Annotated in this window: 24 protein-coding genes; 16 read left to right on the forward strand and 8 right to left on the reverse strand. The window is 69.5% G+C overall.

Annotated features, from left to right (window positions below; translation table 11 throughout):
- Positions 1–31: 31 nt before the first annotated feature.
- The 5 genes from ACW69E_RS09040 (at position 32) to ccsB (ending at position 5,236) form a co-directional block, all read left to right on the forward strand.
- Complete coding sequence (locus ACW69E_RS09040) at positions 32–688, forward strand: histidine phosphatase family protein (protein ID WP_457497793.1); 657 nt, start codon at positions 32–34, stop codon at positions 686–688.
- 193 nt (positions 689–881) lie between these two features.
- Positions 882–1,499: a TlpA family protein disulfide reductase gene (locus ACW69E_RS09045; RefSeq protein WP_457497659.1), complete on the forward strand. Its 618-nt coding sequence runs from the start codon at positions 882–884 to the stop codon at positions 1,497–1,499.
- 5 nt (positions 1,500–1,504) lie between these two features.
- Entirely contained in the window at positions 1,505–2,269 is a 765-nt protein-coding gene (locus ACW69E_RS09050) for a cytochrome c biogenesis CcdA family protein (protein WP_457497660.1), read from the forward strand.
- Between the two features lies 1 nt (position 2,270).
- Entirely contained in the window at positions 2,271–4,109 is a 1,839-nt protein-coding gene (gene resB, locus ACW69E_RS09055; RefSeq protein WP_457497661.1) for a cytochrome c biogenesis protein ResB, read from the forward strand.
- 5 nt (positions 4,110–4,114) lie between these two features.
- Positions 4,115–5,236, forward strand: a complete 1,122-nt coding sequence (gene ccsB, locus ACW69E_RS09060) for a c-type cytochrome biogenesis protein CcsB (protein WP_457497794.1) — start codon at positions 4,115–4,117, stop codon at positions 5,234–5,236.
- Between the two features lie 37 nt (positions 5,237–5,273).
- On the opposite strand, the gene ACW69E_RS09065 is transcribed toward ccsB, so the two are convergent.
- Positions 5,274–5,699 (reverse strand): PLD nuclease N-terminal domain-containing protein, encoded by a 426-nt coding sequence (locus ACW69E_RS09065; RefSeq protein ID WP_457497662.1) that lies wholly within the window; start codon positions 5,697–5,699, stop codon positions 5,274–5,276.
- 129 nt (positions 5,700–5,828) lie between these two features.
- Here ACW69E_RS09065 and ACW69E_RS09070 point away from each other — a divergent pair, with 129 nt between their 5' ends.
- On the forward strand, positions 5,829–7,280 hold the full coding sequence (locus ACW69E_RS09070) for a menaquinone biosynthesis decarboxylase (RefSeq protein ID WP_457497663.1): 1,452 nt from the start codon (positions 5,829–5,831) through the stop codon (positions 7,278–7,280).
- Positions 7,277–8,197: a menaquinone biosynthesis prenyltransferase MqnP gene (gene mqnP, locus ACW69E_RS09075; RefSeq protein WP_457497664.1), complete on the forward strand. Its 921-nt coding sequence runs from the start codon at positions 7,277–7,279 to the stop codon at positions 8,195–8,197. Before ACW69E_RS09070 ends, mqnP begins: the two co-directional genes overlap by 4 nt.
- 74 nt (positions 8,198–8,271) lie before the next feature.
- Here the strand turns inward: mqnP and ACW69E_RS09080 are convergent, their stop codons facing one another.
- Positions 8,272–8,892, reverse strand: coding sequence for a rhomboid family intramembrane serine protease (locus tag ACW69E_RS09080; protein WP_457497665.1), 621 nt, complete (start codon positions 8,890–8,892; stop codon positions 8,272–8,274).
- A gap of 163 nt (positions 8,893–9,055) precedes the next feature.
- Entirely contained in the window at positions 9,056–10,219 is a 1,164-nt protein-coding gene (locus tag ACW69E_RS09085) for a hypothetical protein (RefSeq protein ID WP_457497666.1), read from the reverse strand.
- A gap of 95 nt (positions 10,220–10,314) precedes the next feature.
- On the opposite strand from ACW69E_RS09085, the gene ACW69E_RS09090 reads away from it, so the two are divergent.
- The 6 genes from ACW69E_RS09090 (at position 10,315) to ACW69E_RS09115 (ending at position 16,037) form a co-directional block, all read left to right on the forward strand.
- Positions 10,315–11,034, forward strand: coding sequence for a UbiX family flavin prenyltransferase (locus ACW69E_RS09090; RefSeq protein WP_457497667.1), 720 nt, complete (start codon positions 10,315–10,317; stop codon positions 11,032–11,034).
- 104 nt (positions 11,035–11,138) lie between these two features.
- Positions 11,139–11,597 (forward strand): Lrp/AsnC family transcriptional regulator, encoded by a 459-nt coding sequence (locus ACW69E_RS09095; RefSeq protein ID WP_093852066.1) that lies wholly within the window; start codon positions 11,139–11,141, stop codon positions 11,595–11,597.
- Between the two features lie 153 nt (positions 11,598–11,750).
- Positions 11,751–12,914 carry an aminofutalosine synthase MqnE gene (mqnE, locus tag ACW69E_RS09100; protein ID WP_457497668.1) on the forward strand — a complete coding sequence of 388 codons (1,164 nt, stop codon included), beginning with the start codon at positions 11,751–11,753 and terminating at the stop codon, positions 12,912–12,914.
- Between the two features lie 45 nt (positions 12,915–12,959).
- Positions 12,960–13,484, forward strand: coding sequence for an N-acetyltransferase family protein (locus ACW69E_RS09105; RefSeq protein WP_457497669.1), 525 nt, complete (start codon positions 12,960–12,962; stop codon positions 13,482–13,484).
- 28 nt (positions 13,485–13,512) lie between these two features.
- Positions 13,513–13,893 (forward strand): DUF4229 domain-containing protein, encoded by a 381-nt coding sequence (locus ACW69E_RS09110; RefSeq protein WP_457497670.1) that lies wholly within the window; start codon positions 13,513–13,515, stop codon positions 13,891–13,893.
- 692 nt (positions 13,894–14,585) lie between these two features.
- Positions 14,586–16,037 carry a dicarboxylate/amino acid:cation symporter gene (locus tag ACW69E_RS09115; RefSeq protein WP_457497671.1) on the forward strand — a complete coding sequence of 484 codons (1,452 nt, stop codon included), beginning with the start codon at positions 14,586–14,588 and terminating at the stop codon, positions 16,035–16,037.
- A gap of 297 nt (positions 16,038–16,334) precedes the next feature.
- On the opposite strand, the gene ACW69E_RS09120 is transcribed toward ACW69E_RS09115, so the two are convergent.
- A complete protein-coding gene (locus ACW69E_RS09120) occupies positions 16,335–16,538 on the reverse strand; it encodes a cold-shock protein (protein WP_093660436.1) in 204 nt (67 codons plus the stop codon).
- Between the two features lie 241 nt (positions 16,539–16,779).
- Between ACW69E_RS09120 and ACW69E_RS09125 the strand changes: the two genes are divergently transcribed.
- From ACW69E_RS09125 to ACW69E_RS09135, 3 genes are all read left to right on the forward strand, one after another.
- Positions 16,780–17,655: a menaquinone biosynthetic enzyme MqnA/MqnD family protein gene (locus ACW69E_RS09125; RefSeq protein ID WP_457497672.1), complete on the forward strand. Its 876-nt coding sequence runs from the start codon at positions 16,780–16,782 to the stop codon at positions 17,653–17,655.
- Positions 17,656–17,837: 182 nt separating this feature from the next.
- Complete coding sequence (mqnC, locus tag ACW69E_RS09130) at positions 17,838–19,037, forward strand: cyclic dehypoxanthinyl futalosine synthase (RefSeq protein ID WP_457497673.1); 1,200 nt, start codon at positions 17,838–17,840, stop codon at positions 19,035–19,037.
- A gap of 22 nt (positions 19,038–19,059) precedes the next feature.
- A complete protein-coding gene (locus ACW69E_RS09135) occupies positions 19,060–19,617 on the forward strand; it encodes an imidazolonepropionase-like domain-containing protein (protein ID WP_457497674.1) in 558 nt (185 codons plus the stop codon).
- Between the two features lie 71 nt (positions 19,618–19,688).
- Here the strand turns inward: ACW69E_RS09135 and ACW69E_RS09140 are convergent, their stop codons facing one another.
- The 4 genes from ACW69E_RS09140 to ACW69E_RS09155 form a co-directional block, all read right to left on the reverse strand.
- Positions 19,689–20,333 carry a hypothetical protein gene (locus ACW69E_RS09140; RefSeq protein WP_457497675.1) on the reverse strand — a complete coding sequence of 215 codons (645 nt, stop codon included), beginning with the start codon at positions 20,331–20,333 and terminating at the stop codon, positions 19,689–19,691.
- A gap of 183 nt (positions 20,334–20,516) precedes the next feature.
- Positions 20,517–21,170: a hypothetical protein gene (locus ACW69E_RS09145; RefSeq protein WP_457497676.1), complete on the reverse strand. Its 654-nt coding sequence runs from the start codon at positions 21,168–21,170 to the stop codon at positions 20,517–20,519.
- Positions 21,171–21,291: 121 nt separating this feature from the next.
- The gene (locus ACW69E_RS09150; RefSeq protein ID WP_457497677.1) at positions 21,292–23,562 is read right to left on the reverse strand and encodes a hypothetical protein; all 2,271 of its coding nucleotides are present in this window, start codon (positions 23,560–23,562) and stop codon (positions 21,292–21,294) included.
- A complete protein-coding gene (locus ACW69E_RS09155; RefSeq protein WP_457497678.1) occupies positions 23,559–23,996 on the reverse strand; it encodes a type VII secretion target in 438 nt (145 codons plus the stop codon). The genes ACW69E_RS09150 and ACW69E_RS09155 overlap by 4 nt, the downstream gene beginning before the upstream one ends.
- Between the last annotated feature and the right edge of the window lie 79 nt (positions 23,997–24,075).

Raw genomic sequence — 24,075 nt, forward strand, 5'->3', positions numbered from 1 at the left:
CGGCGGCGGCAGGCGCACCGTCGTCCACCTGATGCGGCACGGCGAGGTGGAGAACCCCAAGGGGATCCTCTACGGGCGCCTGCCCGGCTACCACCTCTCCGACCTGGGCCGCCGCATGGCCGAGCGGGTCGCCGAGCATCTGGCCGGGCGCGACATCACCCATGTCGTCGCCTCCCCGCTGGAGCGCGCCCAGGAGACCGCCTCGCCGATCGCCAAGGCCCACGGCCTGGACGTGGCCAGCGACGAGCGGCTGATCGAGGCGGAGAACATCTTTCAGGGCAAGACCTTCGGCGTCGGGGACGGAGCCCTGCGGCGGGTCGCGAACTGGCCGCACCTGCGCAACCCCTTCCGCCCGTCGTGGGGCGAGCCGTACATCGACCAGGTGGTGCGGATGATGGCGGCGCTGGAGGCCGCCCGGGACGCCGCGCGCGGCCACGAGGCGCTGTGCGTCAGCCACCAGCTGCCGATCTGGACGGTGCGCAGCTTCGTCGAACGCCGCCGGCTGTGGCACGACCCGCGCAGGCGGCAGTGCACCCTGGCGTCGCTGACCACCTTCACCTTCGTCGGCGACCGGATCGTCTCGGTCGGCTACAGCGAGCCGGCCCGCGATCTGGTGCCGCCGCACCTGAGGGCCGGGGCGAAGCCGGCCAGAGGGCAGGCCGGCCAGGGACCCGGCTTCGGCGCCTGACCGGCTCCGGCGCCGCCGTCTCGCGGGAGGCCGCGGGGCGGCGGCGCGGCAGCCGGTCGCGGCCGCCCGGCGACCGCCGCGAGGAGTGATCCAAGTCACATCCAGGTGGGGGGAGTTGTCGGGTTATCGCCCGGTGGGGCCTTTTGGCGGGGGCGGGGGAACGCCTGCGCGAGGCGCATGGGAAACTTTTCACATGTTTCTTCGCGCTACCGGCTCCCCAGGCCGCTCCCGGCTGTCCGCGGCCTTCACCGCCGCGGCGGCCTGCGCACTGATCCTGTCGGGCTGCGGCGCGGGCGGCGGCCAGGAGCAGAGCGGTGGATCCGGCAAGAACTACGTGGACGGGACGGGCGCGGTCACCGAGGTGAAGCCGGCCGACCGCAAGCCCGCCCCCGATCTATCCGGCGAGACGGTGGACGGGAAGCGGCTGGACGTCGCCGACTACCGGGGCGATGTCGTGGTCCTCAACGTCTGGGGCTCGTGGTGCCCGCCCTGCCGCGCCGAGATGCCGCACCTGGTGAAGGTGGCCGAGGAGACCGAGGACCAGGGGGTGCGGTTCGTCGGGATCAACACCCGGGACCTCGACCGGGTCCCGGCCCAGCGCTTCGAGGAGGAGTACGAGGTGCCCTACCCCAGCCTCTACGACCCCTCCGGCAAGCTCCTGCTGCGCTTCCCCAAGGGCAGCCTCAACCCGCAGGCCATCCCCTCCACCCTCGTCCTCGACCGGGAGGGGAGGATCGCCGCCCGGGCCCTGAAGCCCCTCGGTGAGGAGGAACTCCGCTCCATGATCGACCCCCTGGTCGAGGAGAAGTGAGCCGGATGCCCCACCTCGCCTCCGAGACGGGGATCTACGAGACCGTCCTGACCGGCGGTCTGCTCCTGGCGATCCCCATCGCGCTGCTGGGCGGGCTGGTGTCGTTCTTCTCCCCGTGCGTCCTGCCGCTCGTCCCCGGCTACCTCTCCTACGTCACGGGGATCGGCGGCGCCGACCTGGCCGAGGCGCGCAGAGGGCGGATGGTGCTCGGCGCCTCCCTGTTCGTCGCCGGCTTCACGGCCGTCTTCGTCTCGGGCGGCGCCCTCTTCGGGTACTTCGGCCAGACGCTCCTGGAGTACCAGGAGACGGTCACCCGGATCCTGGGCGTGTTCCTGATCGCGATGGGCCTGCTCTTCGCCGGACTGCTCAGGGGGGTCGGGCAGCGCGAGTTCCGCTTCCACCGCAGACCGGCCGTGGGCCTGGCCGGCGCCCCCGTGCTCGGTGTGCTCTTCGGCGTCGGCTGGACCCCGTGCCTGGGGCCCACGCTGGCCGCGGTCAACACACTGGCGCTCAGCGAGGCGAGCGCGGGGCGGGGAGCGCTGCTGACGGTCGCCTACTGCCTGGGCCTGGGCCTGCCGCTGATACTGACGGCGGTGGCCTTCCGGCGGGCGATCGGCGCCTTCGCCGTGGTCAAGCGGCACTACGTATGGGTCATGCGGATCGGCGGGGGGATGCTGGTCGCGCTGGGGGTCCTGATGCTCACCGGGGCGTGGGACCTGCTGCTGACCGAAATGCGGACCTGGACCAACAGCTTCACCGTAGGGATCTGAGATGCCCACAGCCGATGTCGGGAACACTCCCGAGAACACCCGGGCCGGCGCCGAGGAGCAGGAGGCGGGCGGCCGGATCTCCACGGCCCCCCGCGAGGACTCGGCGGTCGACGTCCCCGCCCTGGGGCCGGTGGGCTGGGCCCGCTGGTTCTGGCGGCAGCTCACCTCGATGCGGGTCGCGCTGATCCTGCTCTTCCTGCTCTCGCTCGCCGCCGTCCCCGGCTCGCTGATCCCGCAGAACGGCTCGAACGCCTTCGCGGTCCAGGACTTCAGGGAGCGCAACGGGACGCTGGCGGAGGTCTACGACAAGCTCCAGCTCTTCGACGTCTACAGCTCGGTGTGGTTCTCCGCGATCTACATCCTGCTGTTCGTCTCCCTCATCGGCTGCATCCTCCCGCGCAGTTGGCAGTTCGTCGGCCAGCTCCGCTCCCGTCCGCCGCGCGCGCCGCGCCGGCTGACCAGGATGCCCGCCCACACCACCTGGCGCACCGACGCCGAGCCGGAGCGGGTGCTCCGGGCGGCGCGCACGCTGCTGAAGGGGCGCCGCTTCCGCACCTCCCCGACCGAGGAGCCGGGAGATTCCGGCGGCTCCGGTTCCGGGGGCTCGGTCGCCGCCGAGAAGGGCTATCTGCGCGAGGCCGGGAACCTCGTCTTCCACGTCTCGCTGATCGTGATGCTGCTCGCCTTCGCGGCCGGGCAACTGTGGAACTCCGAGGGCGGCAAGCTCATCGTGGAGGGCGACGGGTTCTCCAACACGCTCGTCCACTACGACGACTTCACCTCCGGGTCGCTGTACGACACCGACGACCTGGACATCTTCGGCTTCACGCTGGAGGAGTTCCACGCCTCCTTCGAGCGCACCGGCCCGCAGCGCGGCACCGCGCGCACCTTCCGCGCCGACGTCTCGTACTGGGAGGGCGCCGACGGGCCGGAGAAGAAGACCTCCATCGAGGTCAACCACCCGCTGAAGGTCGGCGACTCCAAGGTCTTCCTGGTCGGCCACGGCTACGCGCCGGTCGTCACCGTCACCGACGGGCAGGGGAAGATGGCCTACCGCGGCCCGGTGCCGTTCCTGCCGCAGGAGAGCCTGGGCCTGACCTCCACGGGCGTCATCAAGGTCAAGGACTACCGGAACAAGGACGGCGAGAAGGAGCAACTGGGCTTCCAGGGCATCTTCACGCCCACCTACGGGATCGACGCCGAGCGCGGCCCTCACTCGACCTTCCCCGAGCTGGACTACCCGGTGCTCTCCCTCAACGCCTTCCACGGCGACCTGGGCGTCAACGCGGGCCTCCCGCAGAACGTCTACCAGCTCGACACCGACAAGATGGAGCAGTTCAAGGCCGAGGACGGCGACCTGTTCCGGGCCGACCTGCGCCCCGGCGAGTCGGTGGAGCTGCCGGACGGCGCGGGCACGCTGACGTTCGACCGCGTCGAGCAGTGGGCCAGCTTCCAGGTCTCCCAGGAGCCCGGGGAGGGCTGGGCGCTGGCCGGGGCCACCGCCGCCGTGCTCGGCCTGGCCGGCTCGCTGTTCATCCGCCGCCGCAGGGTGTGGGTCCGGGCCCGGCGCGGCGCGGACGGCGTCACCGTGGTGGAGATGGCCGGACTGGGCCGCAGCGAGTCCACGCGGCTCCCCGAGGAACTGGGCGACCTGGCCTTCGCGCTCCAGGACGACGCCCCGCCCACGGCGGATCCGGACGGGGCGGGCCCGGACGGGGCGGGCCCGGCCCCCGGCGGGAACGCCGACCGGAGCTCCGGCCGGGACACCGGGGGGAGCACAGAAGACGTACCGGCTGCCATCGAGGACGCCGGCCCCTCGTCACGAGGAGAGAACGAGTGAACCCAGTGGACATCGCCGTCGCAGCGAACGAGAGCCTCGCCGAGTTCAGCAACCTGCTGATCAAGTCGGCGATGGCCGTGTACGCCCTGGCCTTCGTCGCGCACATCGTGGAGTGGGTGTTCGGCAGCCGCAGCAAGGTGGCCCGCACCGCCGCCGCGCTGACCGCCCAGGGCGCCGGGAAGTCCGGGGGCGCCCGGACCGCCGCCGCGGACAAGGGCGCCGACAAGGTCTCCGTCACCGTGCGCACCTCCGGCGGCACGGAGGTGCTGGAGCGCCCCAGGGTCGTCACCCGCTCCGCCCCGGGCCGCCGGGCTGGAGTGCCGGACGGTCCGGGCGCGGCCGGCGGGGACGAGCAGGGCGACCTGTACGGCCGGATCGCCGTCTCGCTCACCGTGCTGGCCTTCCTGCTGCACTTCGGCGCGGTGCTCACCCGCGCCCTGTCGGTACAGCGCGCCCCCTGGGGCAACATGTACGAGTTCTCGACGGCCTTCTCGATGGTCGCCGTCGGCGCCTACCTGGCCTTCCTGGTGGCGAAGAAGGACATCCGCTGGCTCGGGCTGCCGCTGGTCACCACCGTGCTGCTCGACCTGGGTCTGGCCATCGTGGTCTTCTACACCGAGAGCGACCAGCTCGTCCCGGCGCTCGACTCGTACTGGATGTGGATCCACGTCTCGCTGGCCATCGTGTGCGGCGCGCTGTTCTACCTCGGCGCGGTCTCCACGCTGCTGTACCTGTTCCGGGACCGCTACGAGGCCAAGCTGGAGGCCGGCGGGCGGCCGGGCGCCTTCGCCACCTCCGTGCTGGAGCGGCTGCCCAGCTCCGCGTCGCTGGACGGCTTCGCCTACCGCATCAACGCCGCCGTCTTCCCGTTCTGGACCTTCACCATCATCGCGGGCGCCATCTGGGCCGAGAACGCCTGGGGCCGCTACTGGGGCTGGGACCCCAAGGAGACCTGGTCCTTCATCACCTGGGTCGGCTACGCGGCCTACCTGCACGCCCGCGCCACGGCGGGCTGGAAGGGGCGCAAGGCGGCGTACCTGGCGCTGATCGCCTTCCTGTGCTTCCTGTTCAACTACTACGGCGTCAACATCTTCTTCGACGGCCTGCACTCCTACGGCGGGGTGTGACCGTCCCGGCGTGAGGTGACGTGACGCGGGCGCGCTCTCAGGAGGCGGCGGGCGGGGTGGTGTCCTCCGGCCCGCCGTTCTCCCTGTCGGTCTCCCTGCCCGCGCTGCCGTCCTTCCGGCCCCGCTCCTCGCCGGGCTCCCGCTCCTGCTCCCGCTTCCGCTCCGGCTCCGGCGTCTCGGGGTGCTGCCGTCCGCGCTCGTTGATCGACTTCAGGAAGTCGGGGTTGTCGTCCGGGGCCACCCACCGGCGCTCGGCGGGGCGGGTGGCGCCGTAGGGCGCGTTCCTGCGCGGCCGTCCGACCACCAACCAGGCGATGGGGCCGACCGGGGGGAAGAGCAGGATGACGAACACCCACGCCAGCTTCGGAAGCTTGCGGGCCTCGTTCTCGGGGGTGTTCAGGCAGTCGATGAAGGCGTAGAGCAACACCGCCAGGAGCAGAACGGTCGGAAGGATCCTGAGCATTGGGCAACGCCCCCTGGAAGCGTGTAGTGCGGCAGGTGCCGGTCCCTGTGCGGGCCCGCGGTCCGGGGTGCCCGGCCGGAGGAGGCCCCGTGACACGCCCAGGGTAGTCGGTGTCGGATACTTGCCCGTATGGCATACGACGATCTCCGCTCGCTGCTGCGGGCCCTGGAGCGCGACGGCGACCTCGTACGGATCAAGGCCGAGGTCGATCCCCATCTGGAGGTCGGGGAGATCGTCGACCGGGTCCAGAAGTCCGGCGGCCCGGCGCTGCTCTTCGAGAACGTCAGGGGCTCCGACATGCCGCTGGCGATGAACGTCTTCGGCACCGACCGCCGCACGCTCAAGTCGCTGGGCCTGTCCTCCTACGACGACATCAGCGAGAAGATCGGCGGGCTGCTGCGGCCCGAGCTGCCGCAGGGCTTCGTCGGGATGCGCGAGGCGTTCGGCAAGCTCGGCGCGATGGCGCACGTGCCGCCGAGGAAGGTCAAGGAGGCGCCGGTCCAGGAGGTGGTCCTCACCGGCGACGACGTCGACCTGGAGAAGCTGCCCGCGCTGTTCACCTGGCCGAAGGACGGCGGCTCCTTCTTCAACCTGGGCCTGACCCACACCAAGGACCCCGAGACCGGCATCCGGAACCTGGGCCTGTACCGCCTCCAGCGGCACGACCGGCGCACCATCGGGATGCACTGGCAGATCCACAAGGACAGCCGCAACCACTACCAGACGGCCGCACGGCGCGGCGAGCGGCTGCCGGTCGCCATCGCCTTCGGCTGCCCGCCCGCCGTCACCTACGCCTCCACCGCGCCGCTGCCGGGTGACATCGACGAGTACCTGTTCGCCGGCTTCCTCCAGGGGAAGCGGGTGGAGATGGTGGACTGCAGGACGGTGCCGCTCCAGGTCCCCGCCCGCGCCGAGGTGGTGCTGGAGGGCTGGCTGGAGCCGGGCAGGATGCTCCCGGAGGGGCCGTTCGGCGACCACACCGGCTTCTACACGCCGCAGGAGGACTTCCCGGCCCTGACCATCGACTGCGTGACGATGCGCAGACGGCCGGTCTTCCAGTCCATCGTCGTGGGCCGCCCGCCGACGGAGGACGGGCCGCTGGGCCGGGCGACGGAACGCTTCTTCCTGCCGCTGCTGAAGATCATTGTCCCGGACATCGTGGACTACCACCTCCCCGAGGCGGGCGGCTTCCACAACTGCGCGATCATCTCGATCGACAAGAAGTACCCCAAGCACGCGCAGAAGGTGATGTCGGCCATCTGGGGCGCGCACATGATGTCGCTGACCAAGCTGATCGTGGTGGTCGACTCCGACTGCGACGTCCACGATCTGCACGAGGTCGCCTGGCGGGCCCTGGGCAACACCGACTACGCCCGCGACCTCCTGCTCACCGAGGGGCCGGTGGACCACCTCGACCACGCCTCCTACCAGCAGTTCTGGGGCGGCAAGGCGGGCATAGACGCCACCGCCAAGTGGCCCGAGGAGGGCTACACGCGCGACGGGGGCTGGCCGGACATGGTCCTGTCCGACCCCGACACGGCCGAGAAGGTCAGCCGCCGCTGGCGGGAGTACGGGCTGTGAGCTCCGTCACCGAGGGCGTCGCAGGCCCCCAGCCCGCCCGGCCCGCCGGGCGGGTCAGGGCGTTCCTGCGGCTGGTGATGATCGAGCACTCGGTCTTCGCGCTGCCCTTCGCCTACATCGCCTCCCTCACCGCGATGTTCCTGGACGACGGCACCGTCCACTGGTGGGAGCTGTTCCTGGTCACCGTCGCGATGGTGGGGCTGCGGACCTTCGCGATGGCCGCCAACCGGATCATCGACCGGGAGATCGACGCCCGCAACCCGCGTACCGCGGGGCGCGAGCTGGTCACCGGGGCGCTGTCGGTGCGCACCGCGTGGGCCGGGGCGCTGGTCGCGCTCGCCGTCTTCCTGGGGGCCGCCGCGCTGCTGAACCCGCTGTGCCTGGCGCTCGCGCCCGTCGCCGTGGTGCCGATGGTGGTCTACCCGTACGGGAAGCGGTTCACCGACTTCCCGCACGCCATACTCGGGCTCGCGCAGGCCATGGGGCCCGTGGGCGCCTGGATCGCGGTCACCGGCGCCTGGTCGTGGGAGGCGGTGGTCCTCGGGCTCGCGGTGGGCGTGTGGATCGGCGGCTTCGACCTGATCTTCGGCTGCCAGGACGTGGCCGCCGACCGGGCCCACGGGGTGCGGTCCGTCCCCGCGCGCTTCGGCATAGCCGCCGCGCTGTACGGGGCCCGCGGCTCCCATGCCGTCACCGTGGCGCTGCTGGCCTGGTACGGCGCGCTGACCGGGGCCGGCGCGCCTTACTGGGCGGGGCTGGCGGTCGTGGTGGCGGCGTTCGTCTACGAGCACTCCATCGTGCGGCCCGGCGACCTGTCCCGGCTGAACCGGGCGTTCTTCACCGTCAACGGCTTCATCGGGATCGTGCTGTTCGCCTGCGCCCTGCTCGATCTGGTGCTGCGCGGCCTGACGGTGTGACGTCGCGGCCGCGGGGCGGCTGCCCGGCGGTGTGACGTCGCGGCCGCCGCGGCGGGCCCGGCCAAACAGACGAATCAGGGGATCTGCCGACTCACCCGCGCGGCGGGCGCCGAGCGGCGGAACCAGAACGCCGCCAGCACCCCGCCGATCAGCCCGAACAGATGCCCCTGCCAGGAGACGCCCTGGGCGGTGGGCAGCACGCCCCACAGGATCGAGCCGTAGAGCAGGACGACCGTGATGCCCACGGTGATGTCGAGGGCGTCCCGGTCGACGAAGCCGCGCACCAGCAGATAGCCGAAGAGGCCGAAGACCACACCCGAGGCGCCCGCCGTCAGGGAGTTCTCCGGCGCGGTGAGCCAGACGCCGAGGCCGCTGACGACGATGATCGTCAGGCAGACGGCCAGGAAGCGGCCTATCCCGCGCACGGCCGCCAGGAAGCCCAGCACCAGCAGCGGCAGGCTGTTGGCCGCCACGTGGTCCCAGCCGAAGTGCAGGAACGCCGCCGGCACCACATCGGCCAGCTCCTCCGTCTCGCGCGGCGAGATGCCGTACGGGTCGAGGGAGTTGCCGGTGGCCACGTCGACGGCCTCCAGCACCCACAGCAGGGCCACCCAGGACACCATCAGCACACCCGCCGACATCGCCCTGGAGGCGCGTGAGGAGCGGGAAGCCCCGGCCGCCGATCCGTACACCATCCGGTCTCTCCCGTTCGATACCGCTGTCGGTCCCGGCGACCCCGGCGATCACCGCCTGCGCCGCCCGTGACGGCGGCGCCGCCGCCTTGCCGCCCGCCCGTCCCGCCGCCGCGTACGTCCTGAGAACGTCACCGAACGTGTCGGGAGTTCCGGCCGGGGCGCATCAGGGCCGGGGCGGACCCAGCTCCTCGTAGAGCACCGCGGCCATCACGTCCTGCGGATCCAGCCACCTGGCGCCCCTGGGCGCCTTCACCGGTACCGCCGAGCCGGGCGCGAACGACACGGTGAGCGGTATCTCCTCCGCATCCCCGGCGCCCGTCTCCTCGGTGAACTGCGCCAGGTCCACCGTCATTCCCGACAGGACGCCGCCGCGCAGCGCCAGCTCCGCCGTGACCCGCCGGTCCGGTGCCCGCTCCAGCCAGGAGAACCCGATCCCGTCGAAACGCTCCTCCAGCGGGGCCAGCGCCGGCGCGAGGCCGTCGGCGACCTCGCGGGCCGGGAGGGTCACCCTGACGCGCTCGGTGCCGTCCGCCCGGCCGGCCTCCCGCAGGACGGCGTGGTCCTCCAGCGCCCGGCGCACCGCGCCGATCACATGGTGCTGGGCCCGGGCGCTCTGCAGGATGTCCACGCTGTTGGCCAGCCGCTGGGCGCGCTCGCCGTACTTGCCGCCCACCGCCCGCGCGAAGTGGTCGAACTCCTCGGGGTCCATCTGCACCCACCGGCCCTCGAGCAGGTCCCGGGCCGCGGCGAGGGAGGGCGGCAGGGAGTCCGCCGAGCGGGCCAGCCCGGCCGCCCGCACCACCGTCTCGCGGCTCCGGTTCGTCTCGTGCGCCAGCCGCGTCCAGTCGGCGCGCACGTAGAAGTCGGCGCCGACCGACTTGTAGGCGGCCACGTCCCGGTTGCCGAAGTTCACGGCCGCGGCCGTGTCGATCCGGTCCTTGCCGCCGAGGTCCTTCAGCGGCCTGTCCGCGCCGAACACGAACGCCGTCTCCATCCGGGACAGCAGCAGCGCGTCGGTGCGGGAGACCGCCGGGCCCGCGCCCCGCTCGTGCTCGCGCCGCAGGAAGGCGTGTATCTCGTCGGCCGAGGCCTCGACGCGCACGGTGGCCGACACCGTCTCCCACTCGCCGAGCCTCTCGACGGCCTGGCGGACCCTGGTCCCCGCGTCGGCCCTCCCGGGGGTCTGGCAGGCGGCGGAGGCGGCTATCAGGAGGGCGCAGCCGGCCACCGCCAGGCGTATGCGCCCGTTGTGCCCGGCGCGGAGGGCGTGCGGGGCGCGCCCGGGGCGCTCGGCGGGAGTGGGGGCGGTGCGGGACGTACGGGGCATACGGCGATCCAACTACTTCGGGGCGGAGACGGCCAGGGTCCGGAGTGCCCCGGCCGACGCGGGAGGGCGGTGCGGCGGCCGTTAGGCTCGGTGCCGTGAGGGACAGTGTGCGACGGCCGTGGATCGTCGGTGTGTCCGGGGCGTCCGGGACGCCGTACGCCGCTTCGGTGATCCGCGCGCTGCTCGCGGCGGGCGAGGACGTGGACCTGGTGGTCAGCCGGGCCTCCCGGCTGACCCTGCTGGACGAGACCGGCCACCCCTTCCGCGACGCCCACTGGCGCGAGGACCTGCGCCGCTGGCTGGCCCGGGGGGCGGACGGCTCCCCGGACGCGTACGACGTGGCGGTGCCCGAGCCCGGGGGCCCGGAGACGGAGACGGCCGGGGGGAGGGCGGCGGGCGGCACCGTGCGGTACTGGCCCGCCGGAGACCTGGCCGCCGGACCGTCCTCGGGCTCGTACCCGGCCAGGGGGATGATCGTCGTCCCGGCCTCCACCGCGGCCGTGGCGGGCATCGCCCTGGGACTGTCCAAGGACCTGCTCCAGCGCACGGCGAGCGTCACCATCAAGGAGCGCCGCCCGCTGGTCGTCGCAGTGCGCGAGACGCCGCTGGGCGGCCAGACCCTCAGGCATCTGGTCACCCTGGACGAGGCGGGGGCCGTGGTGCTGCCGGCCTCGCCCGCCTTCTACGCGGGGGCGGCCCACATCCAGGAACTGGTCGACTTCGTCGCCGGCCGCGCGCTGGACGCACTGGGCGTTCCGCACGATCTCTACCGCCGATGGGAAGGCGAGCTGGGGGGCGCACAGGGGCAGTCGTAGGGCAGCGGGCACGGATGCCTTAGATTCGATTACGGAAAGCTCTTGCGGTATCCGACAGCCGGACAGCCCGGACGACAGCCGAACGACGGAAGGCACCAGGACGCATGGACGCGGTGGACAGACAGCTCATCCAGGCGCTGCGCGAGAACGGCAGGGCCTCGTACGCGGAGCTGGGCCGGCTCGTCGGCCTCTCCGGCCCCAGCGTGACCGACCGCATCAACCGGCTGGAGGCGGCCGGCGTCATCACCGGCTACCGCGCGACCGTGGACGCCCCCTCCCTGGGCCTGGGCGTCACCGCCCTGATCGGCATCCAGCTCTCGGACTCCGTCGACCACGAGGACGTGGTGGAGCGGCTGCGGGACCAGGCGGAGATCGAGGACTGCTGGTTCATCGCCGGGGACGACTCCTTCATGCTCAAGGTGCGCGCCACCGACGTGGACGGCCTGGAGCGGACGATCCGCAGGCTCTCGGGCACCAAGGGCGTCTCGCGGACCCGCACCACCATCGTGCTCTCCACCAAGTGGGAGAACCGGGTCGGCGTACTGCCCACCGAGGAGGAGTGACGGCTTCCGCCGCGACCCCGGGGATCCGGCCCGCCGCGCCCCCGGGGCCCCGCCCGGGGCGCGGCGGGGCAGGCGTAGGCTCAACGGGCCGCCCGCAACGGACGGCCCCGCAGGACCCGCAACCCGCAGACAGGAACAAGGAGGCGGCGACGCATGGACGCTGGGCTCAAGCGCGAGCTGGAGGAGAAGGTCCGCGCCGGTGAGCGGCTGAGCCGTGAGGACGGCATCGCCCTGTACGAGTCCGACGACCTGGCCTGGCTGGGCGGCCTCGCCCACGAGGTGCGCGTCCGCAAGAACGGCCACGTCGTCTACTTCAACGTCAACCGCCACCTGAACATGACCAACGTGTGCACGGCCTCGTGCGCCTACTGCTCCTTCCAGCGCAAGCCGGGGGAGAAGGACGCGTACACCATGCGCATCGAGGAGGCCGTGCGGCTGGCCAGGGCGATGGAGGGCGAGAACCTCACCGAGCTCCACATCGTGAACGGCCTCCACCCCACCCTGCCCTGGCGCTACTACCCGCGCTCGCTGCGGGAGCTGAAGAAGGCCCTGCCGAACGTCTCCCTGAAGGCGTTCACCGCCACCGAGATCCACCACTTCGAGACGATCTCGGGCCTGTCGGCCTCCGAGATCCTCGACGAGCTGATCGACGCCGGACTGGAGTCGCTCACCGGCGGCGGCGCGGAGATCTTCGACTGGGAGGTGCGGCAGCACATCGTCGACCACCGCACCCACTGGGAGGACTGGTCGCGCATCCACCGCCTGGCGCACTCCAAGGGCCTCAAGACGCCCTGCACCATGCTGTACGGGCACATCGAGGAGCCCCGCCACCGTGTCGACCACGTGCTGCGGCTGCGTGAACTGCAGGACGAGACCGGCGGCTTCCAGGTCTTCATCCCGCTGCGCTACCAGCACGACTTCGTGGACGTGAAGGACGGCAAGGTCCGCAACCGGATCCAGTCCCGCACCACCATGGCCACCGGGGCGGAGGCGCTCAAGACGTTCGCGGTCTCGCGGCTGCTGTTCGACAACGTGCCGCACGTGAAGGTCTTCTGGGTGATGCACGGCGTGCAGACCGCCCAGCTCGCCCTCCAGCACGGCGCGGACGACATGGACGGCTCGGTGGTCGAGTACAAGATCACCCACGACGCGGACAACTACGGCACCCCCGACAAGCTCACCCGCGAGGACCTGCTGGAGCTGATCCGCGACGCCGGCTTCCGCCCCATCGAGCGCAACACCCGCTACGAGATCGTCCGCGAGTACGACGGCCCGGACCCGGCGCGGCGCGATTCGCCGCAGCCGATGCGGCTGTGACCCGGCGGCGGACGTGACGCGGAACACATCGGTGAGGGCGGCTCGATGACGCTGCGGTACGTACTCGACCCTCCCGTCGACCGGCGACTGGCCGACGGGGTCTGCGACCTGTGGGCGCGGGTGACCAACGCGGGCGGCGCCGTCGGCTTCGTACCGCCGGTGACCGCCGAGGACGTACGGCCCGAGCTGGCCCGGCACCTCACGGCGATGGCCGAGGGGCGGGCGCGGCTGCTGGCGGCGTACGACGAGGAGGACCGGGTCGCGGGCACCGCCTTCCTGATGCCGAACACACACCGGCTGATGCGACACTGGGTGTGGCTGTACACCGTGATGCTGAGCCCCGACCGCCAGGGCCGGGGCGAGGGACGGGCCCTGATGGCCGCCGTGGAGGAGGCCGCCCGGGGCATGGACGGCATCCGCGGCATCCGGCTCACCTGCCGCGGCGGGCTCGGGCTGGAGCACTTCTACGGCTCGTGCGGCTACAAGGAGGTCGGACGCGTGCCCGACGCCATCCGCGTCGCGGACGACGACCTCCGGGACGACATCACCATGTGGCTCCGGCTCAGCTGACCCGGCCACGCCGAAAGGACCCACCACCGTGACCAGCACATCGGAGACCGGCAACACGAACAGGGCACCGCACGCCGCTTCCGACGCCACTTCGGACGCCGCCTCCGGGACGGCGTCCGGCACGGTGCCGGGCCGCACGCCGCACGCGACGCTCCGCTACACGGCCATGCGCCTGGGCGTCTTCCTCGCCTGCTTCGTGGTCGTCGCGGTGCTCGCCTACGTCGGCGTACTGCCCGAGGCCATCGGCAAGGCCAACCCGCTGTGGCTGCTGATGCTCGCCATGGTCGTCTCCGCGCCGCTCAGCCTGGTGCTGCTGCGCCGGCAGCGCGACGAGATGTCCGTGCAGATCGCCGAGCGCGTGGACCGGGCCAAGCGGAAGCTGGCCGCCAACCAGAGTCAGGAGGACTGAACCCGGGGGAGCGCGGACCGGGCTGGGCTCGGGAGGTCCGGGCCCACAGGGCCCGGGCCCTGTGGGAGCGCGGAGCGGGCGGGCGAGGCGGACCTGACCGGTCGCCGGGCCGCTCCTGCGCCCGTCACGCCGCTCCGGGCCGCGTAACCCTCGTCACACCCCCTCATGACGCCCCGGCCGGGAATGCCTTTCCCCGCCGGGGCGTTGTGCGTCGGCGGAAACCGTTCCGCCCGGGAGGCCCCCGGGCCCGGTGTTAGCGTGAGGACCATGACTACCGCAGCCCGCACCACTCCCCAGGCCAGGAGCACGATGCTCGTGGCCCGGCTGCACGTCGACCTCTGCCGCTGCCTGTCCGCGGCCTGTCGCATCGGCTGAGTCCCGCGCGACCCGGTGCCGCGTCAGTCAGGGTTCACCCCGCTCGCCGCCTCCCCCAGCCTCCGGCCGGGGGCGCCCCCATGCTGCGTTGGTCGAAAGCCCAGGTAGGACGACTACATGCGGCTTCCGACCGCCTTGCGATCGCACGCGCCAGGACGCCTTGCTATCGGGCGAACCCTGACTGACGCGGCACTGGGCGGCCGGATCCCTCCGGCGCCCTCTTCCCTCTTCCCGGGTTCTCCGGGACCGTCGAGTCCTCGACGTACGCATGGAACGCGCACAACCCCCGAGAACCAGAAGAACCCTGTCCCCGCCACATGTCCCACCGGAGTGTGTCCGTGTCCTCCAACACGCCATCCAGCGCGCCCGGCGAGTCCGCCCCGACCGCCGGGAACACCGCGGCCGGCGAGCCCGCCGCGCCGAAGCGCCGCACAGGTCTCGCCAGAATCCCCTTCTGGGCCCAGATACTCCTCGGCCTGGTCCTGGGAGCCCTGCTGGGCTGGGTCGCCCGCAGCGGCGACGTAGCCTGGCTCAGCACCGCCCTCGACAAGGTCGGCGGCACCTTCGTCCAGCTGCTGAAGCTGGCCGTGGGCCCGCTGGTCTTCTTCGCCATCACCGTCTCGATCACCAACCTGAGGAACGTCTCGGGCGCCGCCCGGCTGGCCGGCCGCACCCTGCTGTGGTTCATGGCCACCTCGCTGATCGCCGTCGGGATCGGCCTGACCATCGGTCTGCTCACCAACCCGGGCGCGGGCACCGGACTGTCCCCGAAGGACGGCGCCCGGCCCGAACAGGCGGGCTCCTGGCTGGACTTCCTCACCGGGATCATCCCCACCGACGTGATCACGCCGTTCACCGAGCTGAACGTCCTGCAGATCGTCTTCATGGCCGCCGTCGCCGGCGTCGCCGCCCTGCGGATCGGGGAGAAGGCCGCACCGCTGCTCTCCTTCTCCGAGTCGGCCCTCACCCTGCTGCAGAAGGCCCTGTGGTGGGTCATCCGCCTGGCCCCGCTGGGCACCCTCGGCCTGATCGGCCGCGCCATCGACCAGTACGGCTGGGACCTGATCGGCCAGTACGCCACCTTCACCGCCGACGTCTACATCGGCTCCCTGCTGGTGATGTTCGGCGTCTACCCGCTGCTGCTGGCGCTGGCGGCCCGGGTCAGCCCGCTGCAGTTCTTCCGCGGGGCCTGGCCCGCCATCCAGCTGGGCTTCGTCTCCCGCTCCTCGGTCGGCACCATGCCGGTGACCCAGAAGGCCATCGAACGGCTCGGGGTGCCCAGGGAGTACGCCTCCTTCGCCGCGCCGTTCGGGGCCACCACCAAGATGGACGGCTGCGCCGCGGTCTACCCGGCGCTCGCCGCGATCTTCGTCGCGGAGATCTTCGGCATCTCCCTCGGCGTCGGCGACTACGTGCTGATCGCCTTCGTCTCGGTCATCGGCTCCGCCGCCACCGCCGGCCTCACCGGCGCCACCGTGATGACCACGCTGACCCTGTCCACCCTCGGCCTGCCGCTGGAGGGCGTGGGTCTGCTGCTGGCGATCGACCCGGTCCTGGACATGATCCGGACGGCCACCAACGTCGCCGGCCAGGCGGCGGTCCCGGTCGTGGTCGCGGCCCGGGAGAGGATCCTCGACCTGGACGCCTTCCGCCGCGCCCGCAGCTTCGACATCGACGACCTCGACGGCACCGAGGACGCCGGCGGGACCGTCCCCGCCGCAGGCGCGGGAGACCGCCGCGGCGGCGAGCCCACCCCCGCCACCGCCTGACCGGCTCCCGCGCGACGGTCGGCCACAACGGCCATGGGCCCCGGCGGGCTCCCGAATCCGGGAGCCCGCCGGGGCCCGTCGCGTCCCCTCCCGAGCCACCGCACCGAGCGGCGCCGGAACCGGGCCGGCGACGCCGGAGCCGTGCGGGGAGAGGCAGCCGTGCGGGGAAAGGCAGGAGCCCCCGTCGTGACGGGGGCTCCTTGGGTACTGCTTATCCGGTCGTCTGCCGGCGCCGTACCGCCCTCACGGGCGGACGCTACGCCGTCACGGCCAGGGCGTCTGGCCGAGCCGGGCAACTCAGGCCGCGGTGACGTTCTCCGCCTGCGGACCCTTCGGGCCCTGCGTCACGTCGAAGGTGACCGCCTGGTTCTCCTCCAGGGAACGGAAACCGTTGGCGTTGATCGCGGAGTAGTGAACGAACACATCGGGACCGCCGCCGTCCTGAGCGATGAAACCAAAGCCCTTTTCGGCGTTGAACCACTTGACGGTTCCGGTAGCCATAAGCCCTCCTTGGGCCTATAAGGGTTGCCCTGCTCCAGAAGCCAGTGAAGAACTCTGAAAACGACGAGAGCCCGCGGTCACATGCTCCGCAGGCTCTGTACTGCAAGGGAAACCAAACTGCAACTTGCTGTGAGCGTAGCACGGTGCCCACCGGAGGGGAAGGGTGATCATGCTCCGGCGCGCCCGTCCGGGTGAGCACCCCCGAGGAGGCGGAGCGGACCTGCGGGGATAGCCTCGCGAGGTGGACACCAATGACGCTGACCAGCCCGTCGCCGAGCCCCTGCGGAGGCGGCCCCGCGTCGGGCACATCCAGTTCCTCAACTGCCTGCCCCTGTACTGGGGACTCGCCCGCACCGGCACCCTGCTGGACCTGGAGCTCACCAAGGACACCCCCGAGAAACTGAGTGAACAGCTGGTGAACGGGGATCTGGACATCGGCCCGGTCACCCTCGTGGAATTCCTCCGCAACGCCGGCCGGCTGGTCGCGCTGCCGGATATCGCGGTGGGCTGCGACGGCCCGGTGATGTCCTGCGTGATCGTCTCCAAGGTGCCGCTGGCCGCCCTCGACGGCGAGCGGGTCGCCCTCGGCTCCACGTCCCGCACCTCCGTGCGGCTGGCCCAGCTGCTGCTCGCGGAGCGCCACGGCATCGCCCCCGACTACTACACCTGCCCGCCCGACCTCGGCCTGATGATGCAGGAGGCCCAGGCCGCCGTGCTGATCGGCGACGCCGCACTGCGCGCCTCCCTGCACGACGCGCCCCGGCTCGGCCTCCGGGTCCACGACCTGGGGCTGATGTGGAAGGAGTGGACGGGCCTGCCGTTCGTCTTCGCCGTCTTCGCCGCCCGCCGCGACTACCTGGAGCGCGAGCCGGAGACCGTGCGGGAGGTCCACCGGGCCTTCCTCGACTCCCGCGACCTGTCCCTGGAGGAGGTCGGCAAGGTGGCCGAACAGGCGGCCCGCTGGGAGGCCTTCGACGCCGAGCTGCTGGAGCGCTACTTCACCACCCTGGACTTCCGGCTGGGCCCCCAACAGCTCGGTGGCATCGCCGAGTTCGCCCGCCGGACCGGGCCCACCACCGGATTCCCGGCCGATGTGCGCGTGGAACTCCTGAGCTGAGGCCGTACCCCGCCGCCCCGGCCGCCGCGTTGCCCCGGCCCCGCCCGGCCGGAGCGGACTGACCTGCCGAAAGGCCGCCCGGGCACTGGCGTACGCTGGATCGGACGCCGTGCCGCCGCGCACCGGCCGGCCCGGCCGCCAGGCCCGACCGACCCGACCGCCAAGCCCGAGAGGACCGCCCGGTGACCGATAACGCCGACCTCCAGTCCGTACTCGACCGCGCCGCCGGGGGCGGGCGGATCAGCGCGGAGGAGGCGTTGGAGCTCTACCGGCACGCCCCGCTGCACGCACTGGGGCAGGCCGCCGACACGGCGCGCCGCCGCCGGTACGCGGGCACCGAGCACATCGCCACGTACATCATCGAACGGAACATCAACTACACCAACGTCTGTGTGACCGCCTGCCGGTTCTGCGCCTTCTACGCGGCCCCCAAGGACACGGACAAGGGCTGGACCCGGGACCTGGACGACATCCTGCGCCGCTGCGAGGAGACCGTGGCGCTGGGCGGCACCCAGATCATGTTCCAGGGCGGCCACCACCCCGACTTCGGCGTGGAGTACTACGAGGAGCACTTCTCGGCGATCAAGAAGCGCTTCCCCGAGCTGGTGATCCACTCCCTGGGCGCCTCCGAGGTCGAGCACATGGCCCGGATCTCGGGCGTGACGGTGGAGGACGCGATCCGCCGCATCCACGCCGCCGGCCTGGACTCCTTCGCCGGAGCCGGCGCCGAACTCCTCCCCGAGCGCCCGCGCAGGGCGATCGCGCCGCTGAAGGAGTCCGGCGAGCGCTGGCTGGAGATCATGGAGACCGCACACCGGCTGGGTGTGGAGTCCACCTCCACCATGCTGATGGGCACCGGCGAGACCAACGCCGAGCGCATCGAGCACCTGCGGATGATCCGCGACGTGCAGGACCGCACCGGCGGCTTCCGCGCCTTCATCCCGTACACCTACCAGCCGGAGAACAACCACCTCAAGGGCCGCACCCAGGCCACGATCTTCGAGTACCTGCGCATCCTGGCCGTCGCCCGGCTCTTCCTGGACAACGTCGCCCACATCCAGGGCTCCTGGCTGACGACGGGCAAGGAGGTCGGCCAGCTCTCCCTGCACTACGGCGCGGACGACCTCGGCTCGGTGATGCTGGAGGAGAACGTCGTCTCCTCGGCCGGCGCGAAGCACCGCTCCAACCGCATGGAGCTGATCGACCTCATCCGCAAGGCCGGACGCGTCCCGGCGCAGCGCTCGACCACGTACGAGCATCTGGTCGTCCACGACGACCCGGCGAAGGACCCGGTGGACGACCGCGTCGTCTCCCACCTGTCCTCCACCGCGATCGAGGGCGGTACCGCGCACCCCGAACTGAAGCTCATCGACGCCGGCTGAGCGCCCTCGCCCCCGCGATCCCGTGCTGACGATCCACGTCCCGCTCGCCGTCCGCCTCACCGGGGACGGCGAGCGTCTGGACGGGCACGCGGTGGCGGTCTCCGGCGACCGGATCGCGGCGATCGGCCCCGCGGGCTCCCTCGCCGAGACGTACCCGGCCGCCCGCGTCCGCCACTGGCCCGGCGAACTGGCCCCCGGCCGCTGCGCGGTGGACGCGGTGGCGTGGCTGGAGGCCGCCTACCACCCGGACCCGCGCGAGGTGGGCCTGCCCGGCATCCCCGACACCGAACCGCTCACGGGCTCCGCCCTGGCCACCCTCCCCATGGACGAGGCGCGCTGGGGTCACAGCGCCCGCCGAGGCCTGCAGCGCCTCCTGCGCGAGGGCGTCACCTCCGTCGTCGGCCCCTTCACCCGCCCCTCGGTACGCACCGCCGTCCAGCGCTCGGGCCTGACCGTCCTGGCCGCTCCCCGCCCCGCTGCCCTCTCCGCGGGCGCCCGCGCGGACTTCGCCGTCCACGCCGCCGACGGCCACTGCCTCGCCACGGTCCTCGCCGGCCGCCTCCTCCACCGCCGCTCCTGACCGCCCTGGCCTCCGAGGCGCCGCCGAGCCGGCCTCCTGGAACTGCTTCTGAACCCCCGCACTTCAGAAGTTCACCAGGGCTCAGTCCTCTTCTGAATACCTCCGTGGTTCTCGCACTCCAACTCCCCGGCAACATTGCGAGCTACGTACTGAAGAAAATCCATGTTTCTCTTCAGTGTCTTCAGGCCGGCCCTGCTGGTTTTCTCGTAATCAAGTTCAGCGCGGATCACAGTAGAGACGCCTTTGCCTTTCGTCCATGGTGCGTGACATTCAAAGTATATGTCAGATCCTCTGGGGTCGCTCACGGATCGAAGAGCTACAGGGAAATTACTCTCTCCAGCCAATCCCTTTTCAACCGGCGGTGGGATTTCCTCCTCACTGGAAAGCGTGAATTTTACTTCTGGGCTGGGGAAATCGTCACCCTTTGGGTTGGGTATCTTACAGAAAACGCGTGAATCCTCTTCGTCGCTCCCTTCGGTTGCGAGGAATTCTTCAGCGAACTTCTTCGCGTCTGCTTGAGATGAAGCGGGAAAGCGTTTCCCCCCTGTAATTTCAGCCAGCGCTGTGGCTGCGATATCGGACAGCTCGCCGCAGGTTGATTTCGCTTCGACTCTTCCTTCCTCTCCCCCTGTGCATCCCGAAACTATGGCGAGGGATGCCGCAGCGAATACGGTCAACACCTTCCTTGAGAAGAGTGTTCCTATGTTGTTGTCCACTCAACTTCACCCTTCATCTCCCGTGTTACTTACCGTAGTAGAGTTCTATGAACCTTCTGCGCTCTGCAAACCATGGATCGTCGCTGGGAATGCCATGAGCCTTTGCGTAGGCTAGGCGGAGAGAGGGGATGCGGCGCTAGACTTACCGATATCCTTGAACTCGTCTTTCTCTATTTCCGCCTTTCATCCTCTAGGATCATCCGGTTCCGGGATGCCCCCGTGACCATCGCATCCCAATTCACCCGCGACATTGCGAGCCACATGCTGAAGTATGTCCATGTGCAATTGAATTGATTTCAAACCACCCTCGCCCCCAACGAGCCGAGGGCCGTAGGAAAGTTTTCCGTGCACTACAGGGTGTTCTCTGCTGTTTCTTCTTTCGCTACTTGAGCGACACTCGAAATATATTTCAGCGGAGGTGTAGGTCGAAGTCGCCCGTAGGGCAAACGGGAAATCCTTCTCGCCGACGACCGCCGTTTTTCTGTCAGGAGGGATGTTGTCTCGACTGATTATTTCGAAATGAATGCGTGGAACAGGTGTTCCTTTCCCTTCTGTAGGGTGGACTCGGCAGAACTCTCTCCTCTTTCCTGTTCTTTCTTCCTTCAGGTCGGACAAGAGGAGGTCCGCGAACTTCCCTTCGTCGTCGGCAGAATCTTTTCTGAATTTCTCTGCCTCTGTAATTTCTTTCACGGCTGAGGCGGCTTTCTCTGCCAGCCCGCCGCACACCTCCTGTGCGGAAACTGAGTTTTCCCGGTCCCCGCTAGAGCAAGATGACGCCATCAGAATGATGCCCACCAAGGCGGAGGTGATGCGCAATCGAAAAATTTTCTTCCCCATCAGACAATCTCTCTAAGTGTTTCATCTTCGAGGTGACGGGTGCTCACCTTTCGCGATCTGATCGAGTGCTTTCTACCGGGATTGCTTCGTCCACTTCTAAGTATTTCGTCGGCAACTCGTGTTATTTTTGGAATAGCGGTGCAATGTCGTTCCTTCCAGTGTCGTACCTGTCCTCGAGGTTGATCTCCCGAAGCCAAGAGCTGCCTGGCTGGATTTCATGAGCGACAACGAAGGCATCGAGCGGATCCACGGACCGGACTTTCCCGCGATCGTAGAATTCCATAGCGTCAACTTTGTTTTCTTCCTCGAATTTTTTCATCCTTTCTTCCAGTTGGCGATTCAAGGACACCTCATATTGGGTTTCTGTGGCGCTCGCCACCCCTTCCACCACGGCGGGAACCGCGAAGGCAACCGCTGCAGAAGTGGTAGGTCCCCCAAAGGGAAGAGTCAGAAGCCCGGCGCCCAATCCGATTCCCTGGCTAACAGCAAATTTTTCCCACTCCGCAGCCTCGGTCAACTTGCGCTCTGCCTCTTCCTTGTTGTCCTTATATGTGCCCAAGATGTCCAGGGTTCGCGCACCGTCAATCACTCCGTTGAACTTGGATCCTGATTCGAGGATCAGTTTCGCCTCATCGGTCGGCCCAGGTTGCACTCTCATCAGGGATGCAACGTACTCCTGCTGAGCTGACGCAAGTATTTCGTAGCCACCTTCGACTCTTCCAACAGAAGTGAGGAACCTTTCGGCAGTGCTGGCATTTACGCTGAAGTGGCCATCCCCTTCTCTATGACGGAAGGCAGAGTTCCTTGCCTCTTCTGCGTAGTCCGCTTCCCCGAAATCAGAGACTGCCCAATTCAGGTCGTCGATGTAGCCAGCTCCCATCCTTGCCAAGCTGTCCCCCACTCCGGGCCGGTCAGAGGCAAAACCCACGTCCGTGCTGACGACTGCGACAACTTGACTCATGACATTTGCTGTCGCTTCATCTCGCTTCAGGCCAAGATCGGGGCGATCGTAAGGGAAGCCGAGGGTCGCCGACTCCAGAGCGTGCCCAAGTTCACCGTACCCGTATCCTTTTTGGGATTCTTCGCCTGCAGTCGAGTCTTGGATCCATTCACGTTCGCGCATCAGGTAATTGAGGAACGGGCTGAGGTTGTTTTCATGGTTTCCGTTTACGGCCCAGGGCACTGAGTTGAACATTGCCTTGGAAGCTTCCGGGTTGTGACCGAGGGCCTCCAAGTAACCGGACATGGGGTCGTTTCCTTTATCGGAGCCAAAATTGAGGCGGGCTTTGTGATCATCGACATGCCAGAGATCCTCGGGGTTGCCTTTGTGTTCCTTCTCGAAATAGTAGAGCTCATTGCCGTACTCTTTGAGAAAATCCGTTTCGTACTCGCCGTGACGCATTAGGCTGCTCATGATGGAGAACCCGTAGGACCCCTGGCTCGGGAGGTTCGCCGTCTCGCCCGAGTGGGTGAAATAGATGCGCTCTTTTCCGAGTTCGACCATCTTCTCCTTCCACTCCCGCATGGCCTCGCTCTGGGAATGTGAAGCAGTGGCAAGAGTGTGGGAAAGCGACTTCTGAATACCGGCCAGAGTTTTTTCCGCTGTGCTGCTGGACGGACGGGCGTCGGCGATGCCCTGCCAGAAGCGCAGAGTGCCCTCGGGACCCGTTCTGACGGCGAACCGTTCGGCGAAGTAAGGGTCGCCCTCGTGCTTCCGGGCCAGGCGGTTGAACTGCTCGAGCTGTTCGTCGGTGATGCCGGGACCGAGAGAGGTGAGCTTGACGAGTGTGTCGGCGTCCTTGCGGGCCCGGTCCTGCCCCTGCTGGGCCTCCCGGATGCTGCGGAACATGTCGGGGTGGAAGCCGGGGGAGCGCCCGTTGGGATCCTGGGAGAGCGCCCAGTGCAGCGCGGTGTCCGCCCCGGTGGCGTCTTCGAGGGCCGCTTTGATGCGGTCGTTGTACCCGCGGATCACGTCCTCGTAGGCCTGCTTGAGGACGGCGAGCCGCTCGGGTTTCTTCTTGTCGTCCGGGTCCAGGTATACGAGCCCGGTGGAGGAGAGCTTGAGGTTCCTGTCCTCGGAGACCTCGTCGGCGACGTTCCGGAGTCGTTTCTGGGCGGAGCGGAAGCTCTCCAGAGCGCTGTCGAGCAGCCGGTGGACGTCACCGGCCTCCTCCGCGGCGTTCCCCATCTGCTTCTGCACTTGATCGAACTTCTTGAACGCGGCCTTCGCCGCCTCCCCTTCCCAGTCGGAGGCGAGCAGGGCACCGGACACCTCGGTCTTGAAGGAGGTGGCGATGGTGGTGAACTTGCCCGGCAGATTCCGCCACTTGGCCACAGCCTCCGACAGCGGTGCGAGGTCGGCGTCCTTGACCGTGCTGTAGCTCAATGTCACTTGTCCGAGCCCTTCCCGTCCTCCATCTTGAGACCGTCGATCACCTTGGCCCGGTCGCCGTCCTCCTGCTGGAGTTCGCCGGCCGCGGCGCGCAGGGGCTTGGCCACTCCGTTGTCCAGCAGCCCTTGGAGATACTTCGTCTGCTCCTCCCAGCGCTCCAGGAAAGTGGTGAACGCGGTGGCGGACCTGAAGCCGGTGAGGCCGGCGGGGACTTCCTCGGTCTGCTTGACGACGGCGTTGTCCGCGTCGGCGAAGTTGCCGCGGATGGTGTCGGTCTTCCCCGCGCGTTTGGTGAGCTCGCCCGGGGTGACGTGGAGGAGCTTCGTCGTGCCCCCACCACCCCCGTCCCCGTCGAGTGTGTTGAGACGGGTGCGGGCCGCCTGCTCGCGCGTGGCCTTGGCCACGAGCTGGGCCCACTCTTCGTCGAACGACACGATCCCCCCACGGTGACAGTCAGGACATTTACGCAAGCAGTGTGTAACGCACCCGTCGGGGGCGCCGCAAAGGAATCGG

The organism is Streptomyces sp. SS8 (assembly GCF_054072955.1).

What these genes read in the sequence shown, in the direction of transcription:
- ACW69E_RS09040 (WP_457497793.1), top strand. Translation starts at nt 32, where the DNA reads ATGCGGCACGGCGAGGTGGAGAACCCCAAGGGGATCCTCTACGGGCGC.
- ACW69E_RS09045 (WP_457497659.1), top strand. Translation starts at nt 882, where the DNA reads ATGTTTCTTCGCGCTACCGGCTCCCCAGGCCGCTCCCGGCTGTCCGCG.
- ACW69E_RS09050 (WP_457497660.1), top strand. Translation starts at nt 1,505, where the DNA reads ATGCCCCACCTCGCCTCCGAGACGGGGATCTACGAGACCGTCCTGACC.
- resB (WP_457497661.1), top strand. Translation starts at nt 2,271, where the DNA reads ATGCCCACAGCCGATGTCGGGAACACTCCCGAGAACACCCGGGCCGGC.
- ACW69E_RS09065 (WP_457497662.1), bottom strand. Translation starts at nt 5,699, where the DNA reads ATGCTCAGGATCCTTCCGACCGTTCTGCTCCTGGCGGTGTTGCTCTAC.
- ACW69E_RS09070 (WP_457497663.1), top strand. Translation starts at nt 5,829, where the DNA reads ATGGCATACGACGATCTCCGCTCGCTGCTGCGGGCCCTGGAGCGCGAC.
- ACW69E_RS09080 (WP_457497665.1), bottom strand. Translation starts at nt 8,892, where the DNA reads ATGGTGTACGGATCGGCGGCCGGGGCTTCCCGCTCCTCACGCGCCTCC.
- ACW69E_RS09085 (WP_457497666.1), bottom strand. Translation starts at nt 10,219, where the DNA reads ATGCCCCGTACGTCCCGCACCGCCCCCACTCCCGCCGAGCGCCCCGGG.
- ACW69E_RS09095 (WP_093852066.1), top strand. Translation starts at nt 11,139, where the DNA reads ATGGACGCGGTGGACAGACAGCTCATCCAGGCGCTGCGCGAGAACGGC.
- mqnE (WP_457497668.1), top strand. Translation starts at nt 11,751, where the DNA reads ATGGACGCTGGGCTCAAGCGCGAGCTGGAGGAGAAGGTCCGCGCCGGT.
- ACW69E_RS09105 (WP_457497669.1), top strand. Translation starts at nt 12,960, where the DNA reads ATGACGCTGCGGTACGTACTCGACCCTCCCGTCGACCGGCGACTGGCC.
- ACW69E_RS09115 (WP_457497671.1), top strand. Translation starts at nt 14,586, where the DNA reads ATGTCCCACCGGAGTGTGTCCGTGTCCTCCAACACGCCATCCAGCGCG.
- ACW69E_RS09120 (WP_093660436.1), bottom strand. Translation starts at nt 16,538, where the DNA reads ATGGCTACCGGAACCGTCAAGTGGTTCAACGCCGAAAAGGGCTTTGGT.
- ACW69E_RS09145 (WP_457497676.1), bottom strand. Translation starts at nt 21,170, where the DNA reads ATGGGGAAGAAAATTTTTCGATTGCGCATCACCTCCGCCTTGGTGGGC.